Source organism: Simplicispira sp. GW247-4R2A, from assembly GCF_059424465.1.
Genome location: NZ_JBWKZM010000043.1, coordinates 1 through 24,610 on the forward strand (window position 1 = coordinate 1; position 24,610 = coordinate 24,610).

Consider the following 24,610-nt stretch of genomic DNA (forward strand, 5'->3'; position numbering starts at 1 on the left):
GCATGGGTGGGGCGATGGCGGGGCAGGGTGGCGGCGCAGGCGGCCTGCTCGGCATGGGCATGCAGGGCGTGGGCCTCTACAACGGCCTGACCAGCGGAACCGGCATGCTGGGCACAGTGGGCAACTGGCTCGGCCTGGGCGCCACTGGCGGCGCCGTGGGGGCTGGCGCTTGGGGCAGCGCGGCGGTGGCAGGCAGCTATGCGGCGCCTGGCATCGGCGCGGTCGGATCGCTCGGCGGCGCCGCAGGTGCATCCTCCGGAATCATGGGCGCGCTTGGAGCTATCCCAGGCTGGGGATGGGCATTGGCTGGCCTTGCCTTGCTCCCCTCCCTCTTCGGCCACACCCTGAAAGACAGCGGCATCCAGGGAACGTTCGGTGGCACCTCGGGCTTTGAAGGCAGCAGCTACAAGTTCTATGAGGGCGGGCTGTTCAGCAGCGACAAGACCACTTATGGCGCGCTCGATGAATCGGTGCGCAAGACGCTTGGCGATACGTTCAATGCGATGAAAACTCAGGTCAGCGATTTTGCGACCGCGCTTGGCTTATCGACCGACAAGCTCAAGGGCTTCACCAGCGATGTGAAGATTTCGCTCAAGGGCCTGAGCGACACCGACGCGCAGAAGAAGTTGCAGGAAGCGCTCGCCACTGCGAACAACGATCTTGCGCAGCAAGTCATTGGCACCTGGGTTTCCACGACGCAGGACGTCGTGCGCCAGGTGCAGGCGACTGCAGCAGAAATGGAAGCGGGGTCTAGCGCGACCAACAGCGTCACGTCATCAGAGACCACCAGCGTCTACAAGCCGAGCGAATTCGCGCATGAGGGCGAGAAAGCCATTGACACCCTCAAGCGCCTGGCGACCAGCCTGGAAACAGCGAACACATGGCTGACGCGGTTTGGCGCCTCGCTGTTTGACAAGAGCCTTGCGGGGGGATCGCAGGCGTCTGACTTCATCGACAAAACCGGGGGGCAAGACGCTTTCAATTCGCAGGCCAGCAGCTACTTCAATAACTACTACACATCGGCCCAGAAGTACCAGGCCGCGCAAGACGAAATTGCGAAAAAGCTCAATGACGCTGGCATTGCCATGCCACACACTGCCGCCGAATTCAAGGCGGCCATGGACCAGTTCTTGGCGATGGGCGTGGCTGGGCAAGACGGTGCGGCTGCACTGCTGGCAGTAAACGACGCGTTTGCCCAGATCCACGGGACCATCGGCCAGCTTGAGCAGGCCATGGGGGTGAGCGCAGACAGCCTCAAGGGAATTCTCGACGACGTGCGCAAGGGGGCAGCAACGCCTGCCGAAGCCAGCAAACGGTTTGAGGACAGCATCTACAGCGGCCTTGGCAGCGCGATGACGCAAGGCCTCAGCCAGATGATCATGAATGCCGTGGTTGGCCCGCTTGTCAACGGCCTGCTTGCCGGGGCCACTGGGTCTGCCGCTGCCCTCACGGCTGGCGGTGTTGCGGGGGGGACAAGCTCTGCGGCGGGCGGTGCGGCTGCCGGGGGCGAAGTGGCCTCGGGCGGCGCTGCTGCAGGGGCCGCCATGGCGCAGGGCGGGGCCATGGCCGGGGCGGCTGTGGCCAGCACCATTGACCAGGCTAGAACCTACATGGCTGGGTTCGCCGCGATCATGGCCGACCCGACCGTGCGCGACACGATCAGCCAGATTGCAGCGGGATTTGGCGACATCGCAGCCAGCATGCCAGGGTTGACGGGTGGCGCGTCGTCTGTCTCTTCGGCTATGAGCAGTGCCGGCAGTTCTGCTGGCGGTATGTCGAGCGCTGTATCCCAACTTGGCGACACGCTCGACGCCGAAGTCAAGCGCCTGCGCGGAATGATGGTCGAAGACTCTCCCAGCAAGGGCCGGGACTTCCTGCTCGCCGATTTCACCACTACGACGGCAGCGGCCCGCGCCGGCGACCAGACCGCCCTGGCGCGCCTGCCGGAGCTGAGCCAGCAGTTGGAAGCCGCCACGAAGTTGACGGCTGGCAGCTCGGTGGAACTCGCCCGCATGCGCGGCTGGCTTGCGGGTAGCTTGGAGCAGACGAACGCGCTGGCTAAACACATCGTGGATAACCCGCCCAGCAGTCTCAGCCTAGACCCAACGCTTCCCCCTCCGGGAGCTAGCGATCAGTGGGCCGGCCCGGCTACCGGATATAGCCACACTGACGCCCAAGGCCGGCCACTGCGCGACACGTTCTTTGGATATTCCCCTGGCGTTCCACCTCCGCACGACCCAGCAGGTGATGGTTTTGCTTTCCCCCAAGCTCCGTTTACTGGCGGTGGCTATGACGATCCGAACAACACGGAGCTGCACGACAAGTTCCCGTATTACGAGCAAGGCACCAACTACGTGCCAAAAACCGGGCTGGCCATGCTGCACGAAGGTGAGGAGGTGACGCCCAAGGCTTGGAACCCTGCCGCTGGCGGGCGCGACGGCTGGCGGGAGGTGGTGAGCGAGCTGCAGGCCATGCGCCGCGACATCCAGACCTTGCAGCAGCCCGACCAGCAGGCCCACCAGAAGGACGTCAAACGCCTTGGCGAGCGCCTGCTGCGCGTTGTCGAACGCATGGACGGCGCCGGTATCGCGGTGCGTGCGGAAGGAGCGCTGGTATGAGCGACTTCTCCGAAGGCGTCGGCCTGTTGGTTCTACGGCCCGTGGACATGACGGACGCCATCCTCACGGCCTGCGACGTGCCCGAGACCGACGCGCCCGAATACAACCCGGCCACTACCTACGGCCTGGGCGACATCGTGCAGTTGACCTCTGCGCACTCGGTGTACGAAAGCGGCGACCCGGCCAACCTGGGCAAGCGACCCGACCTCTACCCCAGCCTGTGGACCCGTATTCGCGCGACGAACCGGTGGCGCTTGTTCGACCGCACCAACAGCAGCCGCACCCAGCAAGCCACCAGCATGAGCTACACGTTCTTGCCGGGCGCTTCTGTGCCCATGGTGGCTGCGCTCGGGCTGGTGGCCTGCAACCAGCTGCGCGTACGCCTGATTGATCCGACCTACGGCACGGTGTACGACCACACCGCCATCACTGGCCCAGTCCCGGTTCTTCCGGATTGGTGGGAATTTTTCTTCGGCACGTGGTCCGGCGGCGTGAAAACGGTGCTGTTGCCTGACGTGCCGAGCTTCCCCAACGCCTCGCTGCAAATCGACCTTACTGGACTGGCAGAAATGGCCATCGCCCAGTTTCAGTTTGGCCAGAACCGCGTCTGGGGCGTGGGCGTGAACTATGGTGCGCGCCTGGGCCGCAAGCGGTACAGCCGGCGCGATGTGAACGATTTTGGCGACATCGAATTCACCAAACGCCCTGCCGCCAAAAACGCCAGCTTTGAGCTGGTGCTGAACAACGGCGAGGTGGACTCGATCCTCGACTTTTTAGAAGACGTTGATGCCGAGCTTTGCTTGTTCGTGGTTGCTGCCATGTACGAGAGCGCAATCCTTTTTGGCAGCGCTGAGACGAGCGAGGCAGAACTCGTCAACGCAACCGAATCGTCTATGCAATTTGACATCCTTGGAGCGACCTGATCATGCCGATGACCCCCATGCCGCCAGAGCCTTCGCCGACCGATAGCAGAGCTGTTTTCCAAGGCAAGGCCTTCGCCACCGTCGCCGCGCTCAGCGTGTTCGTCGCCGAAGCCAACGCTCTCGAAGCCAACGTCACCGCCCTGGAGGCCGCCGCTCAAGACCACGCCGACGACGCCGCAGCAGCCCAGGTAGCCGCAGAAGCCGCCGCCGCGCAGTCCGCCTTTGCGGCTGGCGTTACCCAGTGGGTGAGCGGCACCACGTATGCGCAAGGCGCGCAGGTCTGGAGCCCGGCCAACTACGTGACGTACCGCCGAATCGTTGCCGGGGCCGGCACTACAGACCCGTCAGCAGACGTGACGAATTGGACTCCCATTTGGGCATCCATCACCCTTGCGCGGGACCTTGGCCGCGCCCGCGCACTGACTGCAGTTGATGGCGCCACCGCGCTCTCTGGCGGTAAATACAAAGCAGACACCAGCGCCGCTGCGATTACGGTCAAAACGCCCTCAATTGCAAACTCGGTAGTGGGTGATCGCGTCGAATTTATCAATGTCGGAATGAGTTGGGCAGCGCCGAACGCATTTGTTATTTCCCAATATGAATCGGGCGTTTATATCCAAGGCGTAGCGGCCTCGCTGAACATCGATTTGCCACTTCCGAGCCTCGCGCTTGAATGTACTTATCAGAGTGCCACGCAGGCATTTTGGGTGCTTGCCTCCTAACCGGAAAACACAATGAGCAATCTTTCTCAATTTATCGGCGGCGGCAAGCTGTGCACGCAGGAGTTTTTGGCGTCCGGCACGTTTACTCCATCGACTCGTCTGCTCGCCCTTGGCGGGAAAGTGCTGATTGAAGCTGTGGCGGGGGGCGCATCTGGCGCGGTGGAGTGGTCAACTGTTACATCTGCCACAGACGCCGGAGTGCCCGGCGGCGATGCTGGGCAGTATGTCGAAACCATCGTCACCGTCTCCGCCCCTGTGACAGTAACCATTGGTGCTGGCGGGGCAAGTGCCAGTGTCAGCTACGGCGCGTCGGCTGTCGGGAATCCTGGGAGCGATACCACATTCGGATCACTTGTCACTGCGAAAGGCGGGGTCTGCGGGCAGATCAAGGCGGGGACTCTATATATATCAAAAGGCGGCGCCGGGGCGCTGTCTGACGGCGGTTATTTTGTCAATTCGACCGGCTTATTGATCGACACGCACGGCGGCAGGGGGATCAATGGCCGCGCCGGCGGTGGGGCTGCAGCAAGCACCGTGACGGCCACGGCAGGCGTGTCGCGCGCCACAGACGGGGGTGGCGCCGGCATGTATGTCGCATCCGCAGTCACAGCAAATGTGGTGGGTAACGCCGCATCCGCCAACAGCGGGGCAGGCGGCGGCGGCGTTGTGTGTCAGCAGACCACCGCCGCATTCACCGTCAGTTCTGGCCCTGGCGCAAGCGGCTGGCTGCGCGCAACCTGGTTTGAATAAAGGAGCCCCACATGCACTACGCACTGATTCGCGCTGGCCGCGTTGAAAACATTATCGTCGCAGACGCAGATTTTGCCGCTCTCATAGCCCCTGAGTGGGACGCTGTGGAATCCCTTCAGGCCGCAGACGATGCGGGCCTTGGCGTGGCTATTGGCTGGGCCTGGCAGGCGGGCGAGGGCGGCGCACCGGCAACCCTGACGCCGCCGGCTCCCGTTCCCCCGCCGGAGCCTGTTCCTGCGCCTCGTCACATCACGCAGCTTGCATTTCTGAATCGCTTTACCGACCCCGAGGCCATCGCTATTGACCTGGCCAGCATTGGCGCCACGCAGCAAGCAGCAGCCATGCGCCGGTATCTGAGCAAAGTCAACGCTGCCAGCTATATCGACCTGGACCGCCCCGACACGCGCGATGGCGTGCAGGCCCTGGAAGCTGCTGGAATCCTGGCTGCTGGCCGCGCGCTGGAGATTCTGGACGCCCCCATTGCAGATCAAGAGCGACCTACGGGGAGTGCGGCATGAGACTGCACTTGCGCGTGATGAACATGTGGCGCACGGGGCAATACATCCTGCCTGCGGATTCGGGGCACCACTTCAGGCCCATGGGGACTGCCGGAGCGGGGGTTGGCGTCTGCCCGGCAGCAGCGCCTGGCTTCACTCCCATGGCGGGCTGCACAGACCCCACAAGCGCCAACTACGGCAACTACCAGTACAGCGACGGATCGGTCATGTGCTGGATTCCCGCGTTCCGCCTGCGCCGTGGCAATGCTGCGGACCCTGGGTATGCGACCTATGGCGCCAATACGGTGCGCGTTGTGCCCGTCAGCGCGCACCCCGACGAGGCCACGGCGAACGCAGATGGCTTCTACCTGCACCGCGCATTCGTCAATGCTGGCGTTGTGCAGCTTGGCTTCTTCCGCGACAAGTACGATTGTTCTCTCAACGGCACCATCGCCAGCAGCATCCAGGGCGTGCAGCCACTCGTCTCCGGCCCCGCCGCCGGTCAGGCGGGTTTTGCGAGCTGCACCGCGAACGGCCAGGCGCCTGGCAATGCGTGCTGGGGGGCGATCAATGCGGCACGCTCGCGCGGCAGCAAGTTCTTTCCCGAGACGGTGTTCATGGCCGACGCGATTTGCACGCTCACCGAAGCGCATGCGCAAGCTGCGACGGCGACCACGTACTGCGCCTGGTACGACGCCGCCGGCGTGACGAATTTCCCGAAAGGAAATAACAACAACGCCCTGAAAGACGCCAACGACGCCGGCGTCACATTCACGTCCGCCGGCAATGCGACCTACGCCGCCTTTGCGCTTGCCGGCAGCGGCGCGCCGTTTGCAAAGACCACGCACAACGGCCAGGCGTGCGGCATCAGCGACGTCAACGGGAACGTCTGGAAGATCAATCCTGGCCTCACGAGCCTGCTGACCACCGCAGCGATCACGGGCGCAAGCAAGACCAACCCGGTGCAGATCACGGTTGCAGGCCATGGCCGTACCACGGGCGACACCGTGGGGATTTTTTCGGTCGGCGGCATGACGCAGGTGAACGACAAGTTCTACAAAGTGACCGTGGTGGATGCCAACACGCTCTCACTGGACGGTGTGGACGGTACTGCACTCGGCGTGTACACGAGCGGCGGGCTGCTCTACCACGCGCGCTTCTATTTACTCAAGACCACTGCCGATGTCGCGGCGATCACGAGCGGGGCAGCAGCGGCTACGGACCACTGGGGCGCGGCTGGCGCGGCAGCGCTCTTCGACGAGATCACGCTCAATTTCGCAACTGCGTATCCAGGAAATGGCTTCTCGCAGTGCTACGGCAATGGGGCGAATGCGGTGTTTGGCTGGGCCACGTCTGCCGATCGCGCGCGCACGATGGCTGGCATGCCAGCGGCCGGCGGCATGAGCACTTCCGGGACCAATCTAATGGGGCAGGACCTCTACTACCAGCACACTGTCGATCAGCTTTGTGTGATTTCTCGCGGCTGGAACGCCGGCGTGTCTGCCGGGTCCCGGGCGCGCTTTCTGTACGGCGTCCGCCCGTACGCGTCCGGCGGCGTGGGGTTCGCCGCCTCGCGTTATCTGTAGGCCCGAGCGGCAGCGAAGGGCAGGCACATCCTATGGCGCAAACCACAACATCCATTCACGCCGAGGCGGGGCTGCACCGCAAGCTGGTGCTCTTCGCCCAGCAGCTGGAGCTGTATCTGGCGCACTTTCCAAACTGCCACAAGTACACCCTGACGCAGCAAATTCGACAGGCCTACATCGACATCTACAACTTGGTAACGGAGGCGCAAAAACGCTATCACAAGAAAACGACGTTGATCCAACTGGACATTCGGCACGAGCAGCTTCGCATGCTGCTGGTCTTGGCCCACGAGCTACAGCTCTTTGACTGCAGCGCGGGGCGCCGGGACGACAAACTGCCGGGCAACCACCGATTTCTGACCATCTCGCGCTTGTGCGATGAGCTGGGGCGGATGGTGGGCGGCTGGATCAAGAGAGAGATTCAGGGCGTAAGCCCTGATGCAGCGAGGCCTGCGCGGAAATGCTGTGCTTTGAAGATGCGTGGCGGTTTGACCCTTGCAGCCTGCGCGCTGCGCTCAGGAGTGCGAAATGAATTTGACCCGATTGCTCACCATTGCTGGCGTGCCTGCCGATTTGCACGCAGAAGCGCTCGCAAGCGCCTCCCTGGCGCAGCAAAACAATGGCGGCCTGACGCTGGCCAAGTGGCGCGTGCGGCTGTTCAAGACCGGGAAGATCGCGGGCCTGTTGGCATGGGAGGACGAACGCCTGTGCATCAAGCACCCGGAACTCGCAGACTGGGACATCGCGCCCATGGTCAACATCACCTCACATGGCGACAACGGGCCTTGGACGCCGGATGGCTCCAGACCACTGTCGAACTACTGGCTGAACTCTGACCCGGCGAGCGACGAATACAAGGCAGCCGTGGCGTGCAACTACTGGTTGCCCGGTACGCACCCGCGCAGCAAGGCTTCGGTGAAGGCTTGGTACAAGCGCAACGCGGGCGAGTACCGCGCCTGGCGCATGGGAGCCATCGTAGACCCATCGCGGGGCATCGAAATCTGGCGCGGATCGGACGGCAAAACCAGCGTGATCGTGTGGCGCTGCGGAGCTGTGTGGCTCATCAACGCGAGCCGCAAGCTCATTGGATCGCTGCACTGGCATACGCGCGTCGGGTTCGAGCTCGACAACGTGTTCGCGGGCGACTACAGCCCGCAAATGTGGTGGCCGATCGACGGCTACCAACTGCGCGCCACGGTGACGTACAGCACGCTGCCGGCGCTTGGTGGTATCAATCTTTCGCCCAAGCGCTGGGAGCCAACTGCGCCGCTGGCAACTGGGGGCACGTACACGCACTGGAAGCCCAATGCCTGAGCCAACGACTACCGTTGCAGCGGTTGCCACCGTTGCCGCAGCCGCTGCGAGCACCACGGCCATCACGGCGTTCGGCGTGCCTCTCGGGCTGCGCGCTGATTTGCTGATCGCGGGGTTCGCCGGCTCGCTGGTCGCCATCATCCTGCTCAATACGGTGCCCAGCTCGGGCGACACCTGGCAGCACCTGATTCGCACCACGCTGCGGCGCATGGCGTTCGCCTGCGCATCTAGCTTGACGGCTGGCTATCTGACACCGCTGGCCATGCTGGTGGCCCAACTGCCGCAGGCGCTGCTTCTCGGTAGCGCTTTCGCTGTGGGCGGGGGCGCGCAGCAAGTGCTTCTGTTCTCGATTCGCCGGCTGTCGGGTAACCAGCCGCCACCAGGCAGCCCGCCGCCCGATGCGCAAGGGGGTGGATCGTGATCGCTCTTGTCCATTTCGTGCACTGGCTGGCAGGCCTGGTAGTGCTAGCAGAGGCACTCAACAAATTGGAGCGCACGCAGCCCTGCAGGCGTGGCCTTGGCGCACGCGAGCGGGCCACCGAATGGCTCAAAGCCATTGCCTGGGCATTGCTCGCAATTGGGGGCGCCGGGGCTTTCGTGACCCCGTTTCTGCCGTTTGAAGCGCCTACCCTGCAAGACATGTGCGTGGTGCTGGGGTTCGCGGTGCTGATTGTTCGGACACGGATTAAAGAGGGCTGAGCTATGTCGCAATTTTTAGACTTCATTGACCGCGTGCTGTCCAACGAGGGCGGCTATGTCAACAACCCGAGCGATCCAGGCGGAGAGACCAAGTTCGGCATTGCAAAACGCAGTTACCCGACGGTGGATATTCGCAACCTCACGCGGGACGGCGCCATTGCCATCTATCAGCGCGACTTCTGGCAGCGCGTGCAGGGCGATAGCCTGCCGCACCAGTTCGCATTCCAGGCGCTGGATGCTGCGGTGAACCACGGCATAGGCAACGCCGTGCGATGGATGCAGCGTGCGGCTTGCGTGGCCGACGATGGGGTGATTGGGCCGGCAACGCTGGCAGCGGTGTCGCGTGCTGACCCTGCGGACCTGGTGCTCGCATTCAACGCAGAGCGCCTGGAGTTCTACGCCAAGCTGCAGACCTTCGATGCCTTTGGCAGGGGGTGGACGCGCCGTGTGGCGGCCAATTTGCGGTACGCCGCGCAGGACAACTGACTATGAACCCCTTTCTTTTTGTGATGCTTTTCTACTGGTGGAGGTACTGGAAATGTTCGGACTGACTGACAAGATCATTTCCGCCATCGCCGGCGCTGCGGCCTTGCTGCTGGCCGCCGCCCTGGCCTGGCAGACCTACCAACTGAGCAGCGAGCGCACGGCGCACAACGCGCTCAAGCTGCAGGTGGCGCAAGACCTGCAGAAACGCACCGCCGCCGTGCTGGCAGATGAGCAGCACACCGCCGCCAAAGAAACCACCCACGCCACCGCCACCCAGGAGAACAGCGATGCATTCACGATTTCACAGGCTACCCGCGACACCATTGCTCGCGTTGATGCTGCTCGCGTTGACCGCCTGCGGCTCGCCGCCGAGCGCAGAGCCGCCACCTATCGCGCGCAAGCCCAGGCCAACGCCGCTGCCTGCGGCGATTCAGCAGATCGACTTGCGGCCTTCGACCGCCAGCTTGTCGCAGGGGTTGGCGTGGTCGCAGCGCTCCGAGGCGATCTTGGACGGCGCGATGCCGAAGTAGTGCTGCTGCGGGGGCAGATTGACGCGGACAGGGCGCTGTTGGCGCCCTGACGCTCAGCAGCCCCGATCGGCACCAATCCAGTTGATGCGCGAGACGATCACTAGGTCAGCGCCGGAGAAGCGCAGGGGGTAGCCCTCTGACTGGATGCCGGTGTAGCCGCCGTAGGCGTTCTTGGCGTTGTATTCCACGCAGACCAGCCAGGCCTTTTCGTAGTTCTGGCCGGCGTTGGTGCCGGTGACCAGCTCGGGGCCGGAGAGCACGGCGAAGTCTTTCAAGCTGGCGGGGTCGCGCAGGGCGCGCTGCAGGTGGGCGTGAATGGCGGCTTCCGCCTGTTCCCTGGTGGGCTTGGGGCCGGCTTCTTGCAGCACCTGGCCGGTGGGGACCGATACGCACCCAGCGGCCAGGGCGAGCGCTGTGGCCGATAGCGCGAGCTGTGCGCAGGCTTTCATGGTTTGCAGCTTGATCATGGTGCGAACTATTTTTAGCGAAACAAACTGAGCAGCGCGAGCTGCTTTTCAGCCGGCAGGCGGCGGAAGACTTCGAGCATGGCCTGGTCGATTCCCGAGAGGGGGTTGGCCGGGCCATTGTCGTTTGCGGTGTGCACCACGGTAGGGGTGTTGGCCGCGCTGTAGCTGGTGCCTGTGTGGGTGGATTTTGATGCCGCTGCCTCTGCCTGCAATGTGGCCTTCAACCGCAGATTGATTTCTGCAGTCACGGTGCGGCCGTTGACAAATGCCGCGCGCTCAATGGCGACCCGCGTTTCCTCTGGCATCGCCAGCAGGAATCTAGGTGGCCGTTTCTTGTCGGCCTGAGCGGTGGGGTTGGTATCGATCACGGGCAAATTATCGAGGCAGTTGCAAGAAGTTAAGAAACCTCTTGCAACTTTGGCTGTCCGTGGATATATTTCGTATCAGTGAAGTACATCCATGGATATCCAAGATGAAGAAGCCAGTGAAAAAGGTGCTTGTCACCATCCCAGAGCCTCTGCTCAAGAAGTTGGACGCAAAGGCCCGCGCCGAGCGGCGCAGCCGTTCGGCGGAGCTTTGCATGCGCCTCGACAGGAGCCTGAAGAAGGCAGCAGCGGCGGTTGCAGCATGAGTTCGTTCCATACACATAGCCCGATGGTGCAGCCCTGCTGCGCTATGGGCAAGTGAGGCCGCCATGCGCATGCCCCGTTTGCCCATGAACACCGCAGTGCCGGTGAGCCCGTTCGATGCCTTCCGCCTGGTGTGCACCACCTACGGCGTGAAGGAGATGGCCGAGCGCATTGGGCGCAAGCCCGGAACGCTGTGGAACAAGTGCGACGCCGATGTGGAGAGCCACCACCAGCCCACCCTGAGCGATGTGATTGATGTGACCCGCGAGTCGGGCGATATGCGGGTGCTCGACAGCCTGAACCGCCTGTTCGACCGCGCTTCGTACGACGTGACGCCGGGCGCGGTGAGCGATGCGGCGCTGCTGGAGCTGCTGTGCAAGGTGGGCAGCGACAGCGGGGCGCTGCATTCGGCCGTGGGCGTGGCGCTGGCCGATGGCCGGTTTACCCAGGCCGACCTGTTGGCGGTGCGGGCCGAGGCGTTCGATTTGGTGTCGTCGGTGCTGTGCTTTGTGCAGCGCCTGGAGGGGCTGGTCGATGACGAGGTTTGACCGCCCCCGAAGCATGGCCCCGGCCGGCATTGGCCGCCCGGCTGTGCACCGCTTGCCCGATGGCATGGGCCCGGCTGCGGGCCAGGCGCTGGCGGCGCTGTTTGGCGCTGAGCTTGTCGACGTGCTCATGGCCCGTGCGGCCCGTTCGTCTTCCTCTCTTCCAGGGGGTTGCCATGCGAATCAACCAAGCCCAGGCGGCGCTGCCGCTGGATTTCGAGCTGAGCGAGGAGCAGGCGATGCGCGCGCTGTTCGAGCGGCAGTGGTCGCGTTGGCACCGCTGCAAGAGCTACGAGGCGGCCGTGGCTGACCCGGTGACGGCCCGGCTGCTGCAGTTGGCTGTGCAGCACGGCGCGGCGCATGCGCTGGCGCCGGCAGGGCGGGCGGCGCGCCGGGGGCGGCGATGAGGCGCCGCAGTTTTCAAGACCTGACTGGCTTGGCGCCCCTGGACGCCGTGCTGGTGGTGCTGTGGGTGGCTTTGGTGTGCGCCAGTACCGCAGATTTCGATGAGCACGCCGCAACAGAAAAACAAACCATGGAGTTCCGCAATGCAGAAAAAGTATTTGACCGAATTGGAGCAGTCACGGCTGCTAGTTGGGGTATCGAAGGTGGCCGACCCGCTGGCGCAGCGGGACTTTCACTGGATGGCGGCGCTGATCCTGACGGGCATGCGCATTCAGGAGTTCAGCCGGCTGACGGTGCCGATGGTGCGGCAGGCGCTGCAAACGGGCTGGCTGGTGAGCCCGAAGGACCACTGCAAGAACAAGCGCGGCAATGAGTACCTGGTGACTGCGCGGCTGCGCTCGCACCTGGAAGCCCTGGTGCACCTGAGCTACGCGCTGGGCGAGGGCTGCGCGGTGCCAGAGGCTGGCCAGCCGCTGGTGTGGGGGCGCGATATCGCGGGGATTGCCGGGCCGCTTTCGGTGCGCAGCTATGAGGCGCGGGTGAAGATGTGGGTGGCGCACGCGGGGCTCGATGCGCGCATCAGCCCGCACTGGTTTCGCCACACGCGGGGCATGAACATCATGCGGCGCAGCCGGGGCGAGAACCCTTTGAAGGTGGCGCAGCTGGCCCTGAACCATGCGAGCCTGGCCAGCACGGGCATTTACCTGCAAATGAGCCGCGAGGAGTTCGAGCGCGAGGTGCAGCTGGTGGACGGCGGGCGGCTGCCCAAGGCGGTGGCGCGGCGGATGGCGCAGGGGGTGGCAGCATGAGCGCGACCCAAGAATTCCTTGCCCATTTCTCCGAGGATGAGCTGGCCGCGCTGGAGGCCCTGTACACCACGGGCAAGCGGCTGTGGGACACGGGCGGTGGCGGCGTTTGCGTGCGGGTGCTGCTGGGTTGCTACAACGGCACCCGCTTCCCGTTCGACCTGACCGACCTGCGCCGCCTCGACGGCACCAACCTGAACAATGCGCTGACGGTGCTGCGCATGGATGCCCGCTGCCGGGCAGAGGTGCATGTGATCCTGCGCTACCTGTTGTCTGACCACACGGTGCAGGCGATGTTTGAGCGCTGGGCCTACGACCTGGGCCTGAAGGGCCGGGCCAAGAAGGCGGACGTGGAAGACCTGTGGCGGAGGGCTGCAGCATGAGCGCGCCCCGAATCGACTCCCACGGTCTGCACTTCAAACAGCAGGGGCAGGCGGTATCACTGGCCCCGCGCTTCGCTTCGATGCCGGAGCTGAGCCGGGTGGTGAGCATATTTTCGTGGCGCGACCCACGCGTTTGCAGTGGCCGGGTGCATGTGGTGCTGGAGGCTGCTGCCGAGCCTTTCACCTTCAATGGCCGCTTGTCGCCCGCTGCCGCCCGCGACCTGGGGGCCAATTTGTTGCGGGCGGCGGATGAGGCCGAGCTGGTGCAGGAGCAGCTCGATGCGAAGCCGGCCAAGCCTGCCAAGGCGGTGGCCCCATGAGCGCCGCGCAAGCGAAGAAAGAACAGCGCTGGCAGGCGGCGCTGGCGCGGCCTGCTTGCAGCCGGTGCTTGTATTGCCGGCCCGACTACCCCTATTCACCGGCAGCAGTCATTACCTCTGAAAACTCGCGATTGCATTGCACGGTGGGCAAGTTCGTTACGCACGCCATGGCGGTGTGCGGCTCTTTTGTGCAGAGGACCTCATGACCTTCCAAGTGACCCACGTGGCGGCCGATGGCCGCCGGCACCGGCAGGTAGTGCATGCCGCGAGCAATGCGCTGGCGGTGGCGTTCATGGAGCAGCTCTACGGCATGGCCCGGGGCTTTGTTGCGGTGCGGATTGGCGGTGCGGCATGAACGATCTGATGCAGAAAATTCGCGCGGCGCAGGTGGCCGCTGGTGAGCAGGTGGTGGTGGAGTCGCTGCGGGCGCAGTTGGAGTCGCTGCGGACGCAGGGGCTGGGCGCTGGCGCCGAGCCCAAGAAAACGCTTGGGTCCATGCTGATCGCCTACCGGCCTTGCGGCTGCGTGTGCGGGTATTCCTGGGATGACGAGGGAGAAGAGGCTCTAACGGCAAGGTGGGCGCTGGGGATGCTGCGCGGCAATGAGGGCCTTTCAGTCCGGCGAATCGAGCGCTTCGAGGGCGATCCAATGCCCCGATCATCTTGCCCGGTGTGCATTCGCCACGCAGTGTTAGGTGCCCTGCCAGAAGGCGGTGCCGCATGAAGGCCCTGGCGTGGCGCCTGCGCTGGCGGCTGTTGTGCCTGCTGCTGGCTCCGGTGCAGCTGTTGACCGGTGCGGTGGTGCAGGCCATGCGCTGGCTGGCCACTGCGGCGGACGATGCCGAGGTGGAGATGCTGCTGGCGCTGACGGAGCAGCGCATCAGGGCCAAGCGCCTGCGGGCAGGCAAGGGGGATGCGCCATGAAGCAGGCCTTCATTTCGCTGGTGGCCGAGCGCATCGAGCCGGGGCCGCTGCGCTTCGTGGCTGGGGTGCTGCAGCAGGAGACGCGGCTGTTTGTGGGCGTGGACTGCGTGTGTTCGCTGCTGGTGTCGTTCCCGCCGGGGAGCCCGGAGTGGGAGCTGGCCTGGCAGATGCGGGCGTTGGATGGCGCGGGGCGGGAGGCGGCATGAGCGCGGGCCTGCAAGACCGGGTGCTGGATGTGCTGGCCAAGTCCGGCGCCTGGGTGCCGCGCGAGGCGCTGGATGCGCTGACTACGTGCCGCCCGGCGCTGGACGATGTGCTGGCCGACCTGGTGGTGGCCGAGCGCATCGAGCACCAGCGGCTGGTGGGCTACCGCCTGGCGCTGAGCCCATTGGTCCGCGAGGCGCTACAAAAATTGCAGCATGAACCGCAATTGCGGCGTGCGGTAGAGGGCAAAACCATTGAGAAACGCGGCAAGTCGCAGGTGCGCCTTGGCGTGGCCGAGCGCTGCGCGGCGCTGGGCGGGCGGGTGGTGACGTACGAGATGGCCCTGCCGGTGTGCGAGAGCCCGGCGGCGGCGTTGGCCCAGGCGCAGGCCTGGATGTCTTTTTGTTCACAAGGAGGGCTGGTTCATGGCTGATGTGGATTACTGGAAGGCGCGCTGCCGGCGCGCGGAGGGGCTGCTGGCCAGGGCGCGCCAGGGGCTGTCGCAAACGCGCGCCCGCGCACGGGTGCTGGCGGTGCTGGGTGATTTGCGCGAGGGGCAGTGGATGCGTTCCGCTGAGCTGCACAAGCGGGCACTGGTGAATCGCGAGCAGCTCAGCCAGCTCGAACGCCTGGGCCTGGTGGTCTCGCGCTGCGAGCCTGGCGGCATGAAGGAATGGCAGCTTGAGCACCTGGTGGTGCCGATGGAAGGGGGTGCGTGATGGCTCTGACCACTGTTTTCCACTCTGCGGCGCGCAAGCCATTGCCCAAGTTCTGGCGCCCGCGCCTGGACGCGGCGCAAAAGCTCGCCTGCCGCACGATTCACTGGGATCTGCTGACCCGCTTTACCGACGGCAGCGCCGACCGCGATGCGCTGTGGGACTGGATGGAGACGGGCCTGACCTACCACCAGTTCATGCGCTACCTGGACGCGGACGGCACCGCCTTCACCGTGGAGGCCATGGAGGCGGTAACCGAGCAGCTCGCCATTTACGAGGGCGTGGTGGCGCGCTTTGCCCGCACGGGGCGGGTGGGGTTCGACGCCGAGCAGCTGCTGGTGGCGCGCGCCGCGGCGCAGGTGTTCGACAGCCTGCTGGATCTGGACCGCAATGGGTATGCGGAGCAGGCGGCGCGCTGGAGCTGCGCGCAGATGGCGAAGGTGTGGGGAGGTGCGCGATGAACGGCCTGCCTTACATCGAGCTGTCTGCCGCGTTCTTCGGGGTGCTGGGCACGCTGCTGCTGGCGGGGCGTTCGCGCTTTGCGGGCTGGGGATTTGTGGCTTACCTGGTGAGCAATGCCGGTTGGCTGTTTTTCAGCGCCGAGCGCGGGCTGTGGGCGCTGTTTGCGCAGCAGGCGGTGTTCACGCTGGTGAGCGGGTATGGGGTGTGGACGTGGCTGCTGCGGCCGTGTGAGTGGAAAGGGAGTAAGGCATGAGCAACCTGAAAACCTACCGCGTGAAGGCCGACTCGTTTGACGATGCGGAAGTCACCCTGCGCGTTGACCACGATGTGCTGACGAAAGAGCTGGCCGCTGAGATCAACGATTTTTGGTCGGATGCGACGAACCGCCTTGGACATGAAGACGGTGATGTGGTGCGCGCTGTCATCCGCTTGTTCGGTTCGGTGGCGATCCGCTACTTCATGGCCGATGGTGGCGCGAGCTTCGGCCCCGCACAAGACTGGTACTGGACCAAGAATGTGATTCGCGACCAGGGCGAGGGCTGGCCGGATTGGGAAGGCCTGGGCATTCTGATTGTTGCCGCCGAGGTGTCTTGCGTGGACTACCACGATGTGACGCTGGAAGGCGGTGCCGCATGAGCGCCCCGACCCGTTACCCCCTGGCCTGGCCCGAGGGCTGGAAGCGCATGCAGAGCTACCAGCGCAAGACCGCCACGTTCAGCCGCCAGGGCAAGGCCCTGACCGTGTTCGACGGTGTGCAGCGCGTGCTCGACGAGCTGGAGCGCCTGGGCGTGCACCAGGACGATGTGATCGTGTCGACCAACCTGCAAACGCGGCTCGATGGCTTGCCGCGCAGCAACCAGGCACGGCCCGCCGACCCTGGCGTGTGCGTGTACTGGCGCAAGTCGGCCAAGGAGCCGATGCGCTGCATGGCGGTGGACCGCTACGACCAGGTGCAGGACAACCTGGCCGCCGTGGCGGCGACGCTGGAGGCGATGCGCTCCATCGAGCGGCACGGTGGCGCGGCGATTCTCGACCGGGCTTTCACCGGCTTTGCGGCGCTGCCTGCACCTGTGGCGGGCGCTGCGAAACGGCCCTGGTATGTGGTGCTCGATTGCAGTCCGAACAGCGGGCGAGAGGCCATCGACTACGCCTACCGGCGCCTGGCCGCGCGGTGCCATCCCGATCGGGGCGGCGATGCACAGGCGATGGCGGAACTGAACCTGGCGCGCGATGAGGCGGCGAAGCAATTGCAGGAAGGCGGTGCCGCATGAGCGATCACCTTTACAAGCCTGTGCCCTGGCAGTCCGTGATTCAGGCAATTCTGGCAGTGGATGCCGAAGCCAGCCGCAGGGGAGAGATGTTCCCGCAAACCGCTGATGAGCAGCGGGTGGACCGCAAGGCCGCCACGCGCGTGGTGGAGATGGTGACTTGGTACGCCAACCATGGAGGTTCGGTGGCAGAGAAGCTGAAGGACTGGCCGCAGGAGGCTGTCCCTGTTGTCCCGGCATGCGCGCCGGGTTTCATCAGCGTGGACGTGTTCGCTCTGGCCAAGCTGTTGCAGGCTCTGACAGGCCCTGATTACTTCATCCGCGAGATGCAGGCCACGCGCAGCTTGCACAAGCTGGGCCACCCCAACCCCATCGAGACACTACTGGATCAGGTGAATGCCTGGGCTGAAGCCGATGTGCAGAAAGGCGGTGCAGCATGAGGCCCACCCAACACCCCTCCAACAACGATGTGCTGCGCGCCCCGCCGGGGGTGCCCCATGAGGAGTGCCAGCCGCTGGCCATCACCCGTGTGACGTACAGCAACGGCATGCCGGCGGTGTGGTCGTTCTGGAACCCGTCGCCGGCCGAGCGCGCTGCCATTGCGGCCGGGGCGCCGATTCGCTTCTCGTGCTGGGGGCGCACGCATCCGCCTGTGGCCTTGTCGGTTGACGGTGTGGAGGCACCATGACATGGCTCTACATTCCATCGAACTGTGTGCCGGCGTCGGCATGCTCGGAGAAGGCGCACGCGCCGCATTCGAGTTTCTGGGACACGAACACCGCACCGTTTGCTACGTGGAGCGGGAAGCTCCTGCAGCCGCGCAACTTGCCCGCCTTATGGAAGCGGGAGCCCTTGATCCGGCGCCTGTCTGGTCTGACCTGCTCACCTTCGACGGCGCAGCGTGGCGCGGATGCGTGGATTTCCTCGTTGCGGGGTTCCCCTGCCAGGACATCAGCATCGCCGGGCGGCGTGCAGGGCTTGATGGCAAGCGCTCGGGCCTCTTCTTCAACATCCTCGACATTGCCGATGCTTGCGGAGCGTGGGGGCTTGTTCTGGAGAACGTCAGCGCCATCGCTACTGCCACCGCCTCCGCTGTGGACGAAGCCGAAGGGGCTCTCGACGAACGCGCGGCTGCCCGCGTCGTGGGAGAACTGGCCGACCGCGGGTGGAACGCGGAGTGGATCACTCTTTCCGCGTCCGACGTGGGCGCCAGCCATGGGCGGGCGCGGTGGTTTTGCTTTGCATGGCGGGCTGTGGACCACGCCGGATGTGTGCAGCGGGGCGCGGGACATGAGCAAAATAGACCCGGAACTACAGAAGAGAGCAGATACCAAGCGCACTACGGGGCTGCCGACGGAAGCAGCGCAGTGGCCAACCCCAGCCAGCCGCGACTACCGCACGCCGAACAGCCAGAGCCTGCAGGAGCGTGGGCAGGGCACGAAGGGCGAGCAGCTGCCGAACTTCGTGGAGCACCACTTTTTGCACCCGGTCCACTCGATCCTCGATGGACGGCCATTGTCGCCAACCGCCCGGACCTTGCCCCGGCGGTTGAACCCGGCGTTCGCATGCTGGCTGATGGGATGGCCTATCTGGTGGACGAATCCCGCGCTCACCAGCTGCGCCAAGTCGGAAATGGCGTCGTACCGCTGCAGGCTGCAGTGGCACTTGTCGAACTTGTGCGGCGAATGAGATGCCCCAGCGCATCTACCTCGCCGGCCCGATGACGGGCCTGCCCGGCAACAACTACCCCGCTTTTCACCAGGAGGCGGCGCGCTTGCGCGCCTTGGGCTTCGCCGTGGAGAACCCGGCCGAGAACCCGGCGCCGGCGTGTGGTTCGTGGAGCGGCTACATGCGGCTGGCGATTGCGCAGCTGGTGCGGTGCGATGCGGTGTGGCTGCTGCCGGGCTGGACGGCCTCGCGCGGCGCGTGTATCGAGCACGCGCTGGCGGTGCACCTGGGCCTGGCGGTGATGTACCAGGGTATGCCTGAAATTTCGCCTGTTTTTTGATTCCAGCGCTTGCCTAGCAAGCGCTGATAGCTATAAGAAGTAGAGCAATGAATTACCCAACGCAAGGGGGAGCGGGCAAGCGGCCTGACCTGGCCGCGAAGCTGAACGCCGAGATTTGCTGCGAGGACGTGGCCGAGCGCCTGGGGCTGGTGCGGCCGCAGCAGAACGGCAATTACCGCAGCCCGCACCACCCGGACCAGAGCCCGAGCATTTCGGTGTACCAGCCAGACGGCGGGGGGCCCAAACGCTGGAAGGATTGGAGCCAGGAGGGGGTTGGCGGCGGGCCGGTGGACATGCTCATGTGGGCGCGGGGGCTTGAGTTCCCCGAGGCGGTGAAGGAGCTGGCGCGGATGTTTGCGATCAGCGTGCCGGCGCCGGCGAGCGCGCCGGGGCCGCGTGTGCAGCCGACGCTGGCCGAGTGGATTGGCGAGCGCTGCATGCAGGCGGCCAAAGGGGAGCAGCGTGAGCTGCTGATTGACTACCTGTGCGGCAAGGAGGCTGGCCAGCGCCATTTGAGCGTGGCGGTGGTGGAGGCGGCGATCAAGCGCGGCACGGTGGGGCTGAACACGTACACGAACCCGAAGTTTGCGCCGGGCGAGCTGGGCTATGGGGGGCTGGCGGCGGCGTTTTTGGCCCGATCGCGGCTCGATGGCAAGGTGGTGGGGGTGGATATGCGCTACCTGGACCCGCAGGCCAACGGCGGGGGCAAGACGCAGAGCCAGGGCGAGAAGGTGAATGCGCCGTGGACGGCGGATTGGCGCCGGCTGCTGGCGGCGCGCACGGTGGTGGTGGTGGAGAGCGCGATCAATGCACTGTCGGTCGATTCGTGCCGCCTGCCTTCTACGGCGGCGCTGGCGGTGCGGGGCACGGCCACGCTGGCGGGGGGCGATTGGTCGTTTCTGCGGGGCAAGCAGGTGGTGCTGGCGTTTGACAACGACCACAAGCCCCTGGCTGAGGGCGAGAACAAGGGCTATTGCCCTGGGCCGCTGGCGGCGTGGCGGATGCACGAGATCCTCACGGGCCTGGATGTGAGCTGCCTGCTGGTGGAGCAGGCGCTGTGGACGCATGGCGAGGAGCCGATCAACGATCTGAACGATTTGCTGCAGCTGCGCGGCGAGACGGGCCTGGCCGAGGCGCTCAAGGTGCTGGAGGAGTGCGCGATACCCGGCCTTGCCACGCGCAGCTACCGGCCGGGGCGCAGCCGGCTGTTTCTGCCGACGCACGATTTCAGCGCGTACTGCAAATACCGGGTGGAGCCGGACTTTACCCGGGCGGTGAAGGCGGTGGAGCGCGACGAAGAGGGGAACGAGAAGACGTCGTATGCCGACATTTGCGGCTTTCGCATTGCGGCGGTGAGCCGGGTACAGATTGCATCGCCCACGTCGACCATGACGGGCGACCCGGACAACAGCCCGCGCACGGTGTTTGCCCTGAGCGTGCAGGTGGCGCGGCACGGCCCGGTGCTGCAGCGGCGTGTGGTGGACGATGAGCGGCTGCACAACCAGGACGTGTGGAAGAAGCTGGGCCCGATTTACGCGCCGACGCCGTTTGCCCGGCTGGTGAACGTGTGGGAGCGGGCGAGCAGCATTGGCGCCCGTGAGGCGATCAACTTCGTGGGGCTGGCCTGGCGCGATGGGCGGCCGGTGGTCAATGAAGGCCCGGACTGCTTTTTTGTGGATGCCCGCCAGCAGTGCCCGTACAGCGACCTGGTGTTCCCGAGCGGGACGATGGACGATGCCCGCGAGGTGCTGGCGCAGTTCCAAAGCACGTTCGCCGAGAACGCGGCGATGCTGACGCTGGTGTGGGGCCTGGGGGCGCACCTGAAGGCGTTTTTGGGGTTCTGGCCACACTTCGTGATGCAGGCCGAGAAGGGCACCGGCAAGAGCACGCTGGTCAAGCGCCTGGAGCGGGCCATTGCCATGGTGATGAGCAGCCGGCAGAGCCTGCAGACCGAGTTCAGGCAGCTCACCAGCCTGAGCTACACCAGCCACCCGGTGGGCTGGGGCGAGATGAGCGCGAACAAGCAGGACATCATCAACAAGGCGGTGCACAACCTGCAGGAGAGCTACCAGTACGAGCACACGCGGCGCGGGGCCGAGCTGATCGACTTCTTGCTGTGCGCGCCGGTGCTGCTGGCCGGTGAGGATGTGCCGGTGCAGAGCCTGCAGGGCAAGGTGGTGCGCAGCGAGCTGACGAAAGCGCGGCGCGGCAAGGAGATGGCGCAGGACTTGCCGGTGTTCCCGGTGAAGCAGTGGCTGCAGTTCCTGGCCCGCCAGGACAAAACGCGCGTGAAGGCGCTGCATGCGGCCATGGTGGATGAGCTGGCGGCCAACTGCGTGGCCAGCACGCAGGACGCCGGCGCAGAGCGCATGGTGCACAACTACGCCGCCCTGGCGGCCGCGTGGCATTTGCTGTGCGAGTTTGCCGGGCTGCGGGTGGAGCAGGGCAATTTCATCTACGACCTGACGGCGGAAATGAACAGCCACATCGGCGAGAGCGTGAGCGACCGCCAGCCGTGGGCCTGGATTACCGACAAGCTGCTCTCCGAGATTGCGCAGCGCAACTTCCGCTACCCGTTCGAGTTCGACGAGATCGACATGGTGCCGGTGCTGTGCGTGCGCACCGCCCACGTGATGAGCCACATGAGCACCACGGCGACGCTGCGCGAGTTCTGGGACGGCCTGCCGGTCAAGAGCGACCGCGTCTACAAAAAGCAGCTGGCCAGCGCCGGCGTGCTGCTGGAGGGCAAGGACGGCCAGCCCCTGGCCGTGGAGCGCACGGTGGGGCACACGCGGGTGTCGAACATGGTGGCGTTCAAGCTCGACGGCCTGCGGCAGTACGGGCTGCATGCGGCTGTGCCGTCGAAGGGGCATGCGCATGCGGGGGATGGCTACGGCGACGAACCGGGGGCGTTTGGTGTCTGAGCGCCGTTTTGACCAAGGCTACCCCAGCCTGGACCCCCGTTCGGGCCTTGTAGGGCTTTCTACGGGCTCGCAGCGCCGGCAGGCGCCTGGTTGGCTTGTTCCCCCATTGATGCGGCCGGCGCATCAATGCCCGTTGCGCTCCCCCCGCACCCCCCAGCACGTAGGCGCCGCCGAAGTTCGGGGAAACCCTTGGAAGCGGGAGGGGCGCGATAGATTTTGGCAAAGGGGGATAGGGGGCACACCTCCAATAACCTGTGGATGGCCCCCTCAAAAACACCGGAATGGCGTGGTTCTATGTCTGCGGGCCGATTCGACTTGTGGAGATTCCACAGGTCACCCCTGTTTTTCCACAAGTTGGCCTGTTTTCTACATATGCACGGTTTTCGCATTTCGGCCCCTTTCTTCTTCTTTTTTGATTTATTTAAGAGGGAGAGAGAGGGGTATAAGGCGCGGCGGGTGCAGAGACCATTTCCACAAGTTGGGTTTTACGTGTGTAAATGTAAACACAAAACGCGGGCGAATTTTCGGCCAATCTGTGGATGGCTCGCCCGATATAACGCCAATAAAAACAATGGGTTAGTGAGTAACGGCGCTCATCCACGGGTTTTTTTGTGGAAATGCCCTGGTACCCCTTTTTTTCGTGGATCGGATGGTCTGCATGAGGAAACTTTCCGCCAATGCTGCAGGAGCGATTGATGACTAAAACGAACGTGAATCGGCCCATCCAACCACCGCCGGCGCGGGTGCGATTGATTCGGTTGAAGCCGCTGCTGGGATACGGCTTGGCGCTGAGCCGGTACTACGCCGACAGCGCGGTGTGGCTGCTTGCCCTGGAGATTGAGCCGCTGCTGGGTGCGAGCACCTGGCGCTTGCGGCAACTGCACCCCGAGCTCGACGGGGGGGAATTCACGCGTCGCCTGCGCCTGGCCGAGGGGCCGCAGCACACGCGCCGCGTGTTCAGTCTGCCGGCCGTGCGCAACATGGCGCTGACGCGCAGCGGCGAAGCGGCGCGCGCGTTGCTTGGCCTGGTGAGCGATGAGATTGATGCGGGCAGGCACTACTCCCCAGAAAGGCCGCCCCTATGAGCCGCTGGACCGATGACCAGGCCATTGATGCGTGGATGTCATATCTGCAGCTCAACCAGAACCGCAGCCCGCGCACGCTTGAGGCCTACCGCCTGGCGCTGGCCAGGCTGAAGGAATTCATGGCCGGGCAGTCGATTCTTGAAGCGTCTGGCGATGAGCTGGAGATGTTCACGGGGCTTTGGCTGCACAAGCGCGGCGTGGTGGCGCTGAGCCGCAAGCCGTACATATCGGCGGTGCGCGGGTTCTTTCAGTGGTGCCGCGAGCGGGGGCTGATCGATGCCAATGCGGCGCAGGTGCTGGAGCACCCGAAGACTGCGCGCACGCTGCCCAACATGATCACCCTGGCCAATGCCGAGCGGCTGGTGTGCGCGCCTGACCTGGGCACGTTCAAGGGGATTCGGGATTCGGCCATCCTGCATGTGCTGCTGGGCGCCGGCCTGCGGGTGTCGGGGCTGGTGGCCTTGAATGAGGGGGATCTGTACCGCGACACCCTGGATGGCCGACAGCGCATGTACCTGCGGGTGACCGAGAAGGGTGACAAGGAACGGCTGGTGCCATTGCCGCGTGAGGCTGAGGCCATCCTGCTGGTGTACCTGGCGCATGAGGACCTGGCCACGGTGAACCGCGCCACGCTGAACCGCAAGGGCCGCGCCGACAAGGTGCTGTTCGTGTCGACCCGCAACCCTACGGTGGGCGCGCATGCCTATCACGGCGAGGAGCGGCGGCTGAGCCGGCAGTCCATTCATGATCTGGTGCAGAACTATGGCCGCGCCTGCGAGATACCCGAGGCGCAGCTGCACCCGCATGCCCTGCGCCACCTGTTCGGCACCGAGCTGACCGAGGGCGACGTGCCGACCTTGAGCGTGCAGAACCTCATGGGCCATGCCGACCCCAAGAGCACCGCCATCTATACCGAGCTGAGCATTCGCAAGAAGGTGCGCATCGTGGATGAACACAGCCCGCTGGCCAAGATGCGCACGCCCGTCAGCCAGCTGCTCAAGCGCTTGCCCGGCTGATTGCCGGCCCCCTACATCTTCCAAGGACTGAAAGGCTTGCACCCATGCCCTTGCACACCGCGCATACACACAAACACCATACTGTCAGGCTCAGGAAGCCGAAGCCCCAGCATGCACAGGGCATCTCCCGTGTTCTTGCAACTTGCCCTCATAACGGGCTAACTCGTACGGGCCTGTTGCTGCGTACTCCAATGAACTGCGCAGTGATGGGGCATGCGCTGCCTCTGACAACGGGGGCTGCTCATGACTGAAACCCGCAGTGCCACGCATGCACAAGCTCAGATCGACTGGGTGGACAGCCTGGCCGGGCAGGGGGTGGGGGCT

At 64.9% G+C, this 24,610-nt stretch carries 35 protein-coding genes and 3 pseudogenes; 36 read left to right on the forward strand and 2 right to left on the reverse strand.

Features of this window, described 5'->3' with window-relative positions; translation table 11 throughout:
* The 12 genes and pseudogenes from AC07ZH_RS19955 to AC07ZH_RS20010 all read left to right on the forward strand — a co-directional run.
* Window positions 1–2,618: pseudogene (locus AC07ZH_RS19955) on the forward strand (hypothetical protein); the annotation flags it as partial.
* Window positions 2,615–3,541: a carbohydrate-binding protein gene (locus tag AC07ZH_RS19960; protein ID WP_495201039.1), complete on the forward strand. Its 927-nt coding sequence runs from the start codon at window positions 2,615–2,617 to the stop codon at window positions 3,539–3,541. The pseudogene AC07ZH_RS19955 and the gene AC07ZH_RS19960, both read left to right, overlap by 4 nt.
* 2 nt (window positions 3,542–3,543) lie before the next feature.
* Entirely contained in the window at window positions 3,544–4,263 is a 720-nt protein-coding gene (locus AC07ZH_RS19965) for a hypothetical protein (protein ID WP_495201040.1), read from the forward strand.
* A gap of 12 nt (window positions 4,264–4,275) precedes the next feature.
* Complete coding sequence (locus AC07ZH_RS19970) at window positions 4,276–5,013, forward strand: glycine-rich domain-containing protein (RefSeq protein ID WP_495201041.1); 738 nt, start codon at window positions 4,276–4,278, stop codon at window positions 5,011–5,013.
* A gap of 11 nt (window positions 5,014–5,024) precedes the next feature.
* Complete coding sequence (locus AC07ZH_RS19975; RefSeq protein WP_495201042.1) at window positions 5,025–5,531, forward strand: hypothetical protein; 507 nt, start codon at window positions 5,025–5,027, stop codon at window positions 5,529–5,531.
* A complete protein-coding gene (locus AC07ZH_RS19980) occupies window positions 5,528–7,096 on the forward strand; it encodes a ubiquitin-activating E1 FCCH domain-containing protein (protein WP_495201043.1) in 1,569 nt (522 codons plus the stop codon). Before AC07ZH_RS19975 ends, AC07ZH_RS19980 begins: the two co-directional genes overlap by 4 nt.
* Window positions 7,097–7,128: 32 nt before the next feature.
* Window positions 7,129–7,452 (forward strand): annotated as a pseudogene (locus AC07ZH_RS19985) (four helix bundle protein); the annotation flags it as partial.
* A 172-nt stretch (window positions 7,453–7,624) separates the two neighbouring features.
* Complete coding sequence (locus tag AC07ZH_RS19990; protein ID WP_495201072.1) at window positions 7,625–8,410, forward strand: hypothetical protein; 786 nt, start codon at window positions 7,625–7,627, stop codon at window positions 8,408–8,410.
* A complete protein-coding gene (locus tag AC07ZH_RS19995) occupies window positions 8,403–8,831 on the forward strand; it encodes a hypothetical protein (protein WP_495201044.1) in 429 nt (142 codons plus the stop codon). Before AC07ZH_RS19990 ends, AC07ZH_RS19995 begins: the two co-directional genes overlap by 8 nt.
* On the forward strand, window positions 8,828–9,109 hold the full coding sequence (locus tag AC07ZH_RS20000; RefSeq protein WP_495201045.1) for a hypothetical protein: 282 nt from the start codon (window positions 8,828–8,830) through the stop codon (window positions 9,107–9,109). Before AC07ZH_RS19995 ends, AC07ZH_RS20000 begins: the two co-directional genes overlap by 4 nt.
* Before the next feature lie 3 nt (window positions 9,110–9,112).
* Window positions 9,113–9,595: a glycoside hydrolase family 108 protein gene (locus AC07ZH_RS20005; protein WP_495201046.1), complete on the forward strand. Its 483-nt coding sequence runs from the start codon at window positions 9,113–9,115 to the stop codon at window positions 9,593–9,595.
* A gap of 52 nt (window positions 9,596–9,647) precedes the next feature.
* Window positions 9,648–10,175, forward strand: a complete 528-nt coding sequence (locus AC07ZH_RS20010) for a hypothetical protein (RefSeq protein ID WP_495201047.1) — start codon at window positions 9,648–9,650, stop codon at window positions 10,173–10,175.
* A gap of 3 nt (window positions 10,176–10,178) precedes the next feature.
* Here AC07ZH_RS20010 and AC07ZH_RS20015 read toward each other — a convergent pair whose 3' ends face one another.
* The gene (locus tag AC07ZH_RS20015) at window positions 10,179–10,592 is read right to left on the reverse strand and encodes a hypothetical protein (protein ID WP_495201048.1); all 414 of its coding nucleotides are present in this window, start codon (window positions 10,590–10,592) and stop codon (window positions 10,179–10,181) included.
* Window positions 10,593–10,606: 14 nt separating this feature from the next.
* Window positions 10,607–10,960 carry an Arc family DNA-binding protein gene (locus AC07ZH_RS20020; protein ID WP_495201049.1) on the reverse strand — a complete coding sequence of 118 codons (354 nt, stop codon included), beginning with the start codon at window positions 10,958–10,960 and terminating at the stop codon, window positions 10,607–10,609.
* Between the two features lie 41 nt (window positions 10,961–11,001).
* On the opposite strand from AC07ZH_RS20020, the gene AC07ZH_RS20025 reads away from it, so the two are divergent.
* The 24 genes and pseudogenes from AC07ZH_RS20025 to AC07ZH_RS20140 all read left to right on the forward strand — a co-directional run bounded on the left by AC07ZH_RS20025 (window position 11,002) and on the right by AC07ZH_RS20140 (window position 24,286).
* On the forward strand, window positions 11,002–11,223 hold the full coding sequence (locus tag AC07ZH_RS20025; protein WP_495201050.1) for a ribbon-helix-helix protein, CopG family: 222 nt from the start codon (window positions 11,002–11,004) through the stop codon (window positions 11,221–11,223).
* A gap of 69 nt (window positions 11,224–11,292) precedes the next feature.
* On the forward strand, window positions 11,293–11,769 hold the full coding sequence (locus AC07ZH_RS20030; RefSeq protein ID WP_495201051.1) for a phage regulatory CII family protein: 477 nt from the start codon (window positions 11,293–11,295) through the stop codon (window positions 11,767–11,769).
* Window positions 11,770–11,942: 173 nt separating this feature from the next.
* Window positions 11,943–12,173, forward strand: coding sequence for a hypothetical protein (locus AC07ZH_RS20035; RefSeq protein WP_495201052.1), 231 nt, complete (start codon window positions 11,943–11,945; stop codon window positions 12,171–12,173).
* A 141-nt stretch (window positions 12,174–12,314) separates the two neighbouring features.
* Window positions 12,315–12,980 (forward strand): tyrosine-type recombinase/integrase, encoded by a 666-nt coding sequence (locus AC07ZH_RS20040; protein ID WP_495201053.1) that lies wholly within the window; start codon window positions 12,315–12,317, stop codon window positions 12,978–12,980.
* Window positions 12,977–13,360, forward strand: a complete 384-nt coding sequence (locus tag AC07ZH_RS20045) for a DUF7673 family protein (protein WP_495201054.1) — start codon at window positions 12,977–12,979, stop codon at window positions 13,358–13,360. Before AC07ZH_RS20040 ends, AC07ZH_RS20045 begins: the two co-directional genes overlap by 4 nt.
* A complete protein-coding gene (locus tag AC07ZH_RS20050; protein ID WP_495201055.1) occupies window positions 13,357–13,680 on the forward strand; it encodes a hypothetical protein in 324 nt (107 codons plus the stop codon). The genes AC07ZH_RS20045 and AC07ZH_RS20050 overlap by 4 nt, the downstream gene beginning before the upstream one ends.
* Before the next feature lie 202 nt (window positions 13,681–13,882).
* Window positions 13,883–14,035 (forward strand): hypothetical protein, encoded by a 153-nt coding sequence (locus AC07ZH_RS20055; RefSeq protein WP_495201056.1) that lies wholly within the window; start codon window positions 13,883–13,885, stop codon window positions 14,033–14,035.
* Window positions 14,032–14,403 carry a hypothetical protein gene (locus tag AC07ZH_RS20060; protein ID WP_495201057.1) on the forward strand — a complete coding sequence of 124 codons (372 nt, stop codon included), beginning with the start codon at window positions 14,032–14,034 and terminating at the stop codon, window positions 14,401–14,403. Before AC07ZH_RS20055 ends, AC07ZH_RS20060 begins: the two co-directional genes overlap by 4 nt.
* Complete coding sequence (locus tag AC07ZH_RS20065; protein WP_495201058.1) at window positions 14,400–14,603, forward strand: hypothetical protein; 204 nt, start codon at window positions 14,400–14,402, stop codon at window positions 14,601–14,603. Before AC07ZH_RS20060 ends, AC07ZH_RS20065 begins: the two co-directional genes overlap by 4 nt.
* Window positions 14,600–14,809 carry a hypothetical protein gene (locus AC07ZH_RS20070; protein ID WP_495201059.1) on the forward strand — a complete coding sequence of 70 codons (210 nt, stop codon included), beginning with the start codon at window positions 14,600–14,602 and terminating at the stop codon, window positions 14,807–14,809. Before AC07ZH_RS20065 ends, AC07ZH_RS20070 begins: the two co-directional genes overlap by 4 nt.
* A complete protein-coding gene (locus AC07ZH_RS20075; protein WP_495201060.1) occupies window positions 14,806–15,240 on the forward strand; it encodes a hypothetical protein in 435 nt (144 codons plus the stop codon). Before AC07ZH_RS20070 ends, AC07ZH_RS20075 begins: the two co-directional genes overlap by 4 nt.
* On the forward strand, window positions 15,233–15,526 hold the full coding sequence (locus AC07ZH_RS20080) for a hypothetical protein (protein ID WP_495201061.1): 294 nt from the start codon (window positions 15,233–15,235) through the stop codon (window positions 15,524–15,526). Before AC07ZH_RS20075 ends, AC07ZH_RS20080 begins: the two co-directional genes overlap by 8 nt.
* The gene (locus tag AC07ZH_RS20085; protein WP_495201062.1) at window positions 15,526–15,984 is read left to right on the forward strand and encodes a hypothetical protein; all 459 of its coding nucleotides are present in this window, start codon (window positions 15,526–15,528) and stop codon (window positions 15,982–15,984) included. Before AC07ZH_RS20080 ends, AC07ZH_RS20085 begins: the two co-directional genes overlap by 1 nt.
* Window positions 15,981–16,238, forward strand: a complete 258-nt coding sequence (locus tag AC07ZH_RS20090; protein ID WP_495201063.1) for a nicotinamide mononucleotide transporter — start codon at window positions 15,981–15,983, stop codon at window positions 16,236–16,238. The genes AC07ZH_RS20085 and AC07ZH_RS20090 overlap by 4 nt, the downstream gene beginning before the upstream one ends.
* The gene (locus tag AC07ZH_RS20095) at window positions 16,235–16,621 is read left to right on the forward strand and encodes a DUF2528 family protein (protein WP_495201064.1); all 387 of its coding nucleotides are present in this window, start codon (window positions 16,235–16,237) and stop codon (window positions 16,619–16,621) included. The genes AC07ZH_RS20090 and AC07ZH_RS20095 overlap by 4 nt, the downstream gene beginning before the upstream one ends.
* On the forward strand, window positions 16,618–17,256 hold the full coding sequence (locus AC07ZH_RS20100; protein WP_495201065.1) for a J domain-containing protein: 639 nt from the start codon (window positions 16,618–16,620) through the stop codon (window positions 17,254–17,256). Before AC07ZH_RS20095 ends, AC07ZH_RS20100 begins: the two co-directional genes overlap by 4 nt.
* On the forward strand, window positions 17,253–17,693 hold the full coding sequence (locus AC07ZH_RS20105; protein ID WP_495201066.1) for a hypothetical protein: 441 nt from the start codon (window positions 17,253–17,255) through the stop codon (window positions 17,691–17,693). Before AC07ZH_RS20100 ends, AC07ZH_RS20105 begins: the two co-directional genes overlap by 4 nt.
* Window positions 17,690–17,941, forward strand: coding sequence for a hypothetical protein (locus AC07ZH_RS20110; protein WP_495201067.1), 252 nt, complete (start codon window positions 17,690–17,692; stop codon window positions 17,939–17,941). The genes AC07ZH_RS20105 and AC07ZH_RS20110 overlap by 4 nt, the downstream gene beginning before the upstream one ends.
* 40 nt (window positions 17,942–17,981) lie before the next feature.
* Window positions 17,982–18,446, forward strand: a pseudogene (locus tag AC07ZH_RS20115) (DNA cytosine methyltransferase); the annotation flags it as partial.
* Window positions 18,447–18,543: 97 nt separating this feature from the next.
* Entirely contained in the window at window positions 18,544–18,942 is a 399-nt protein-coding gene (locus AC07ZH_RS20120) for a hypothetical protein (protein WP_495201073.1), read from the forward strand.
* Window position 18,943: 1 nt separating this feature from the next.
* Window positions 18,944–19,261: a DUF4406 domain-containing protein gene (locus tag AC07ZH_RS20125; protein ID WP_495201068.1), complete on the forward strand. Its 318-nt coding sequence runs from the start codon at window positions 18,944–18,946 to the stop codon at window positions 19,259–19,261.
* Window positions 19,262–19,308: 47 nt separating this feature from the next.
* Entirely contained in the window at window positions 19,309–22,185 is a 2,877-nt protein-coding gene (locus AC07ZH_RS20130) for a toprim domain-containing protein (protein ID WP_495201069.1), read from the forward strand.
* Window positions 22,186–22,880: 695 nt separating this feature from the next.
* Window positions 22,881–23,270: a hypothetical protein gene (locus tag AC07ZH_RS20135; protein ID WP_495201070.1), complete on the forward strand. Its 390-nt coding sequence runs from the start codon at window positions 22,881–22,883 to the stop codon at window positions 23,268–23,270.
* Window positions 23,267–24,286 carry a tyrosine-type recombinase/integrase gene (locus AC07ZH_RS20140; RefSeq protein WP_495201071.1) on the forward strand — a complete coding sequence of 340 codons (1,020 nt, stop codon included), beginning with the start codon at window positions 23,267–23,269 and terminating at the stop codon, window positions 24,284–24,286. Before AC07ZH_RS20135 ends, AC07ZH_RS20140 begins: the two co-directional genes overlap by 4 nt.
* Window positions 24,287–24,610 lie beyond the last annotated feature (324 nt).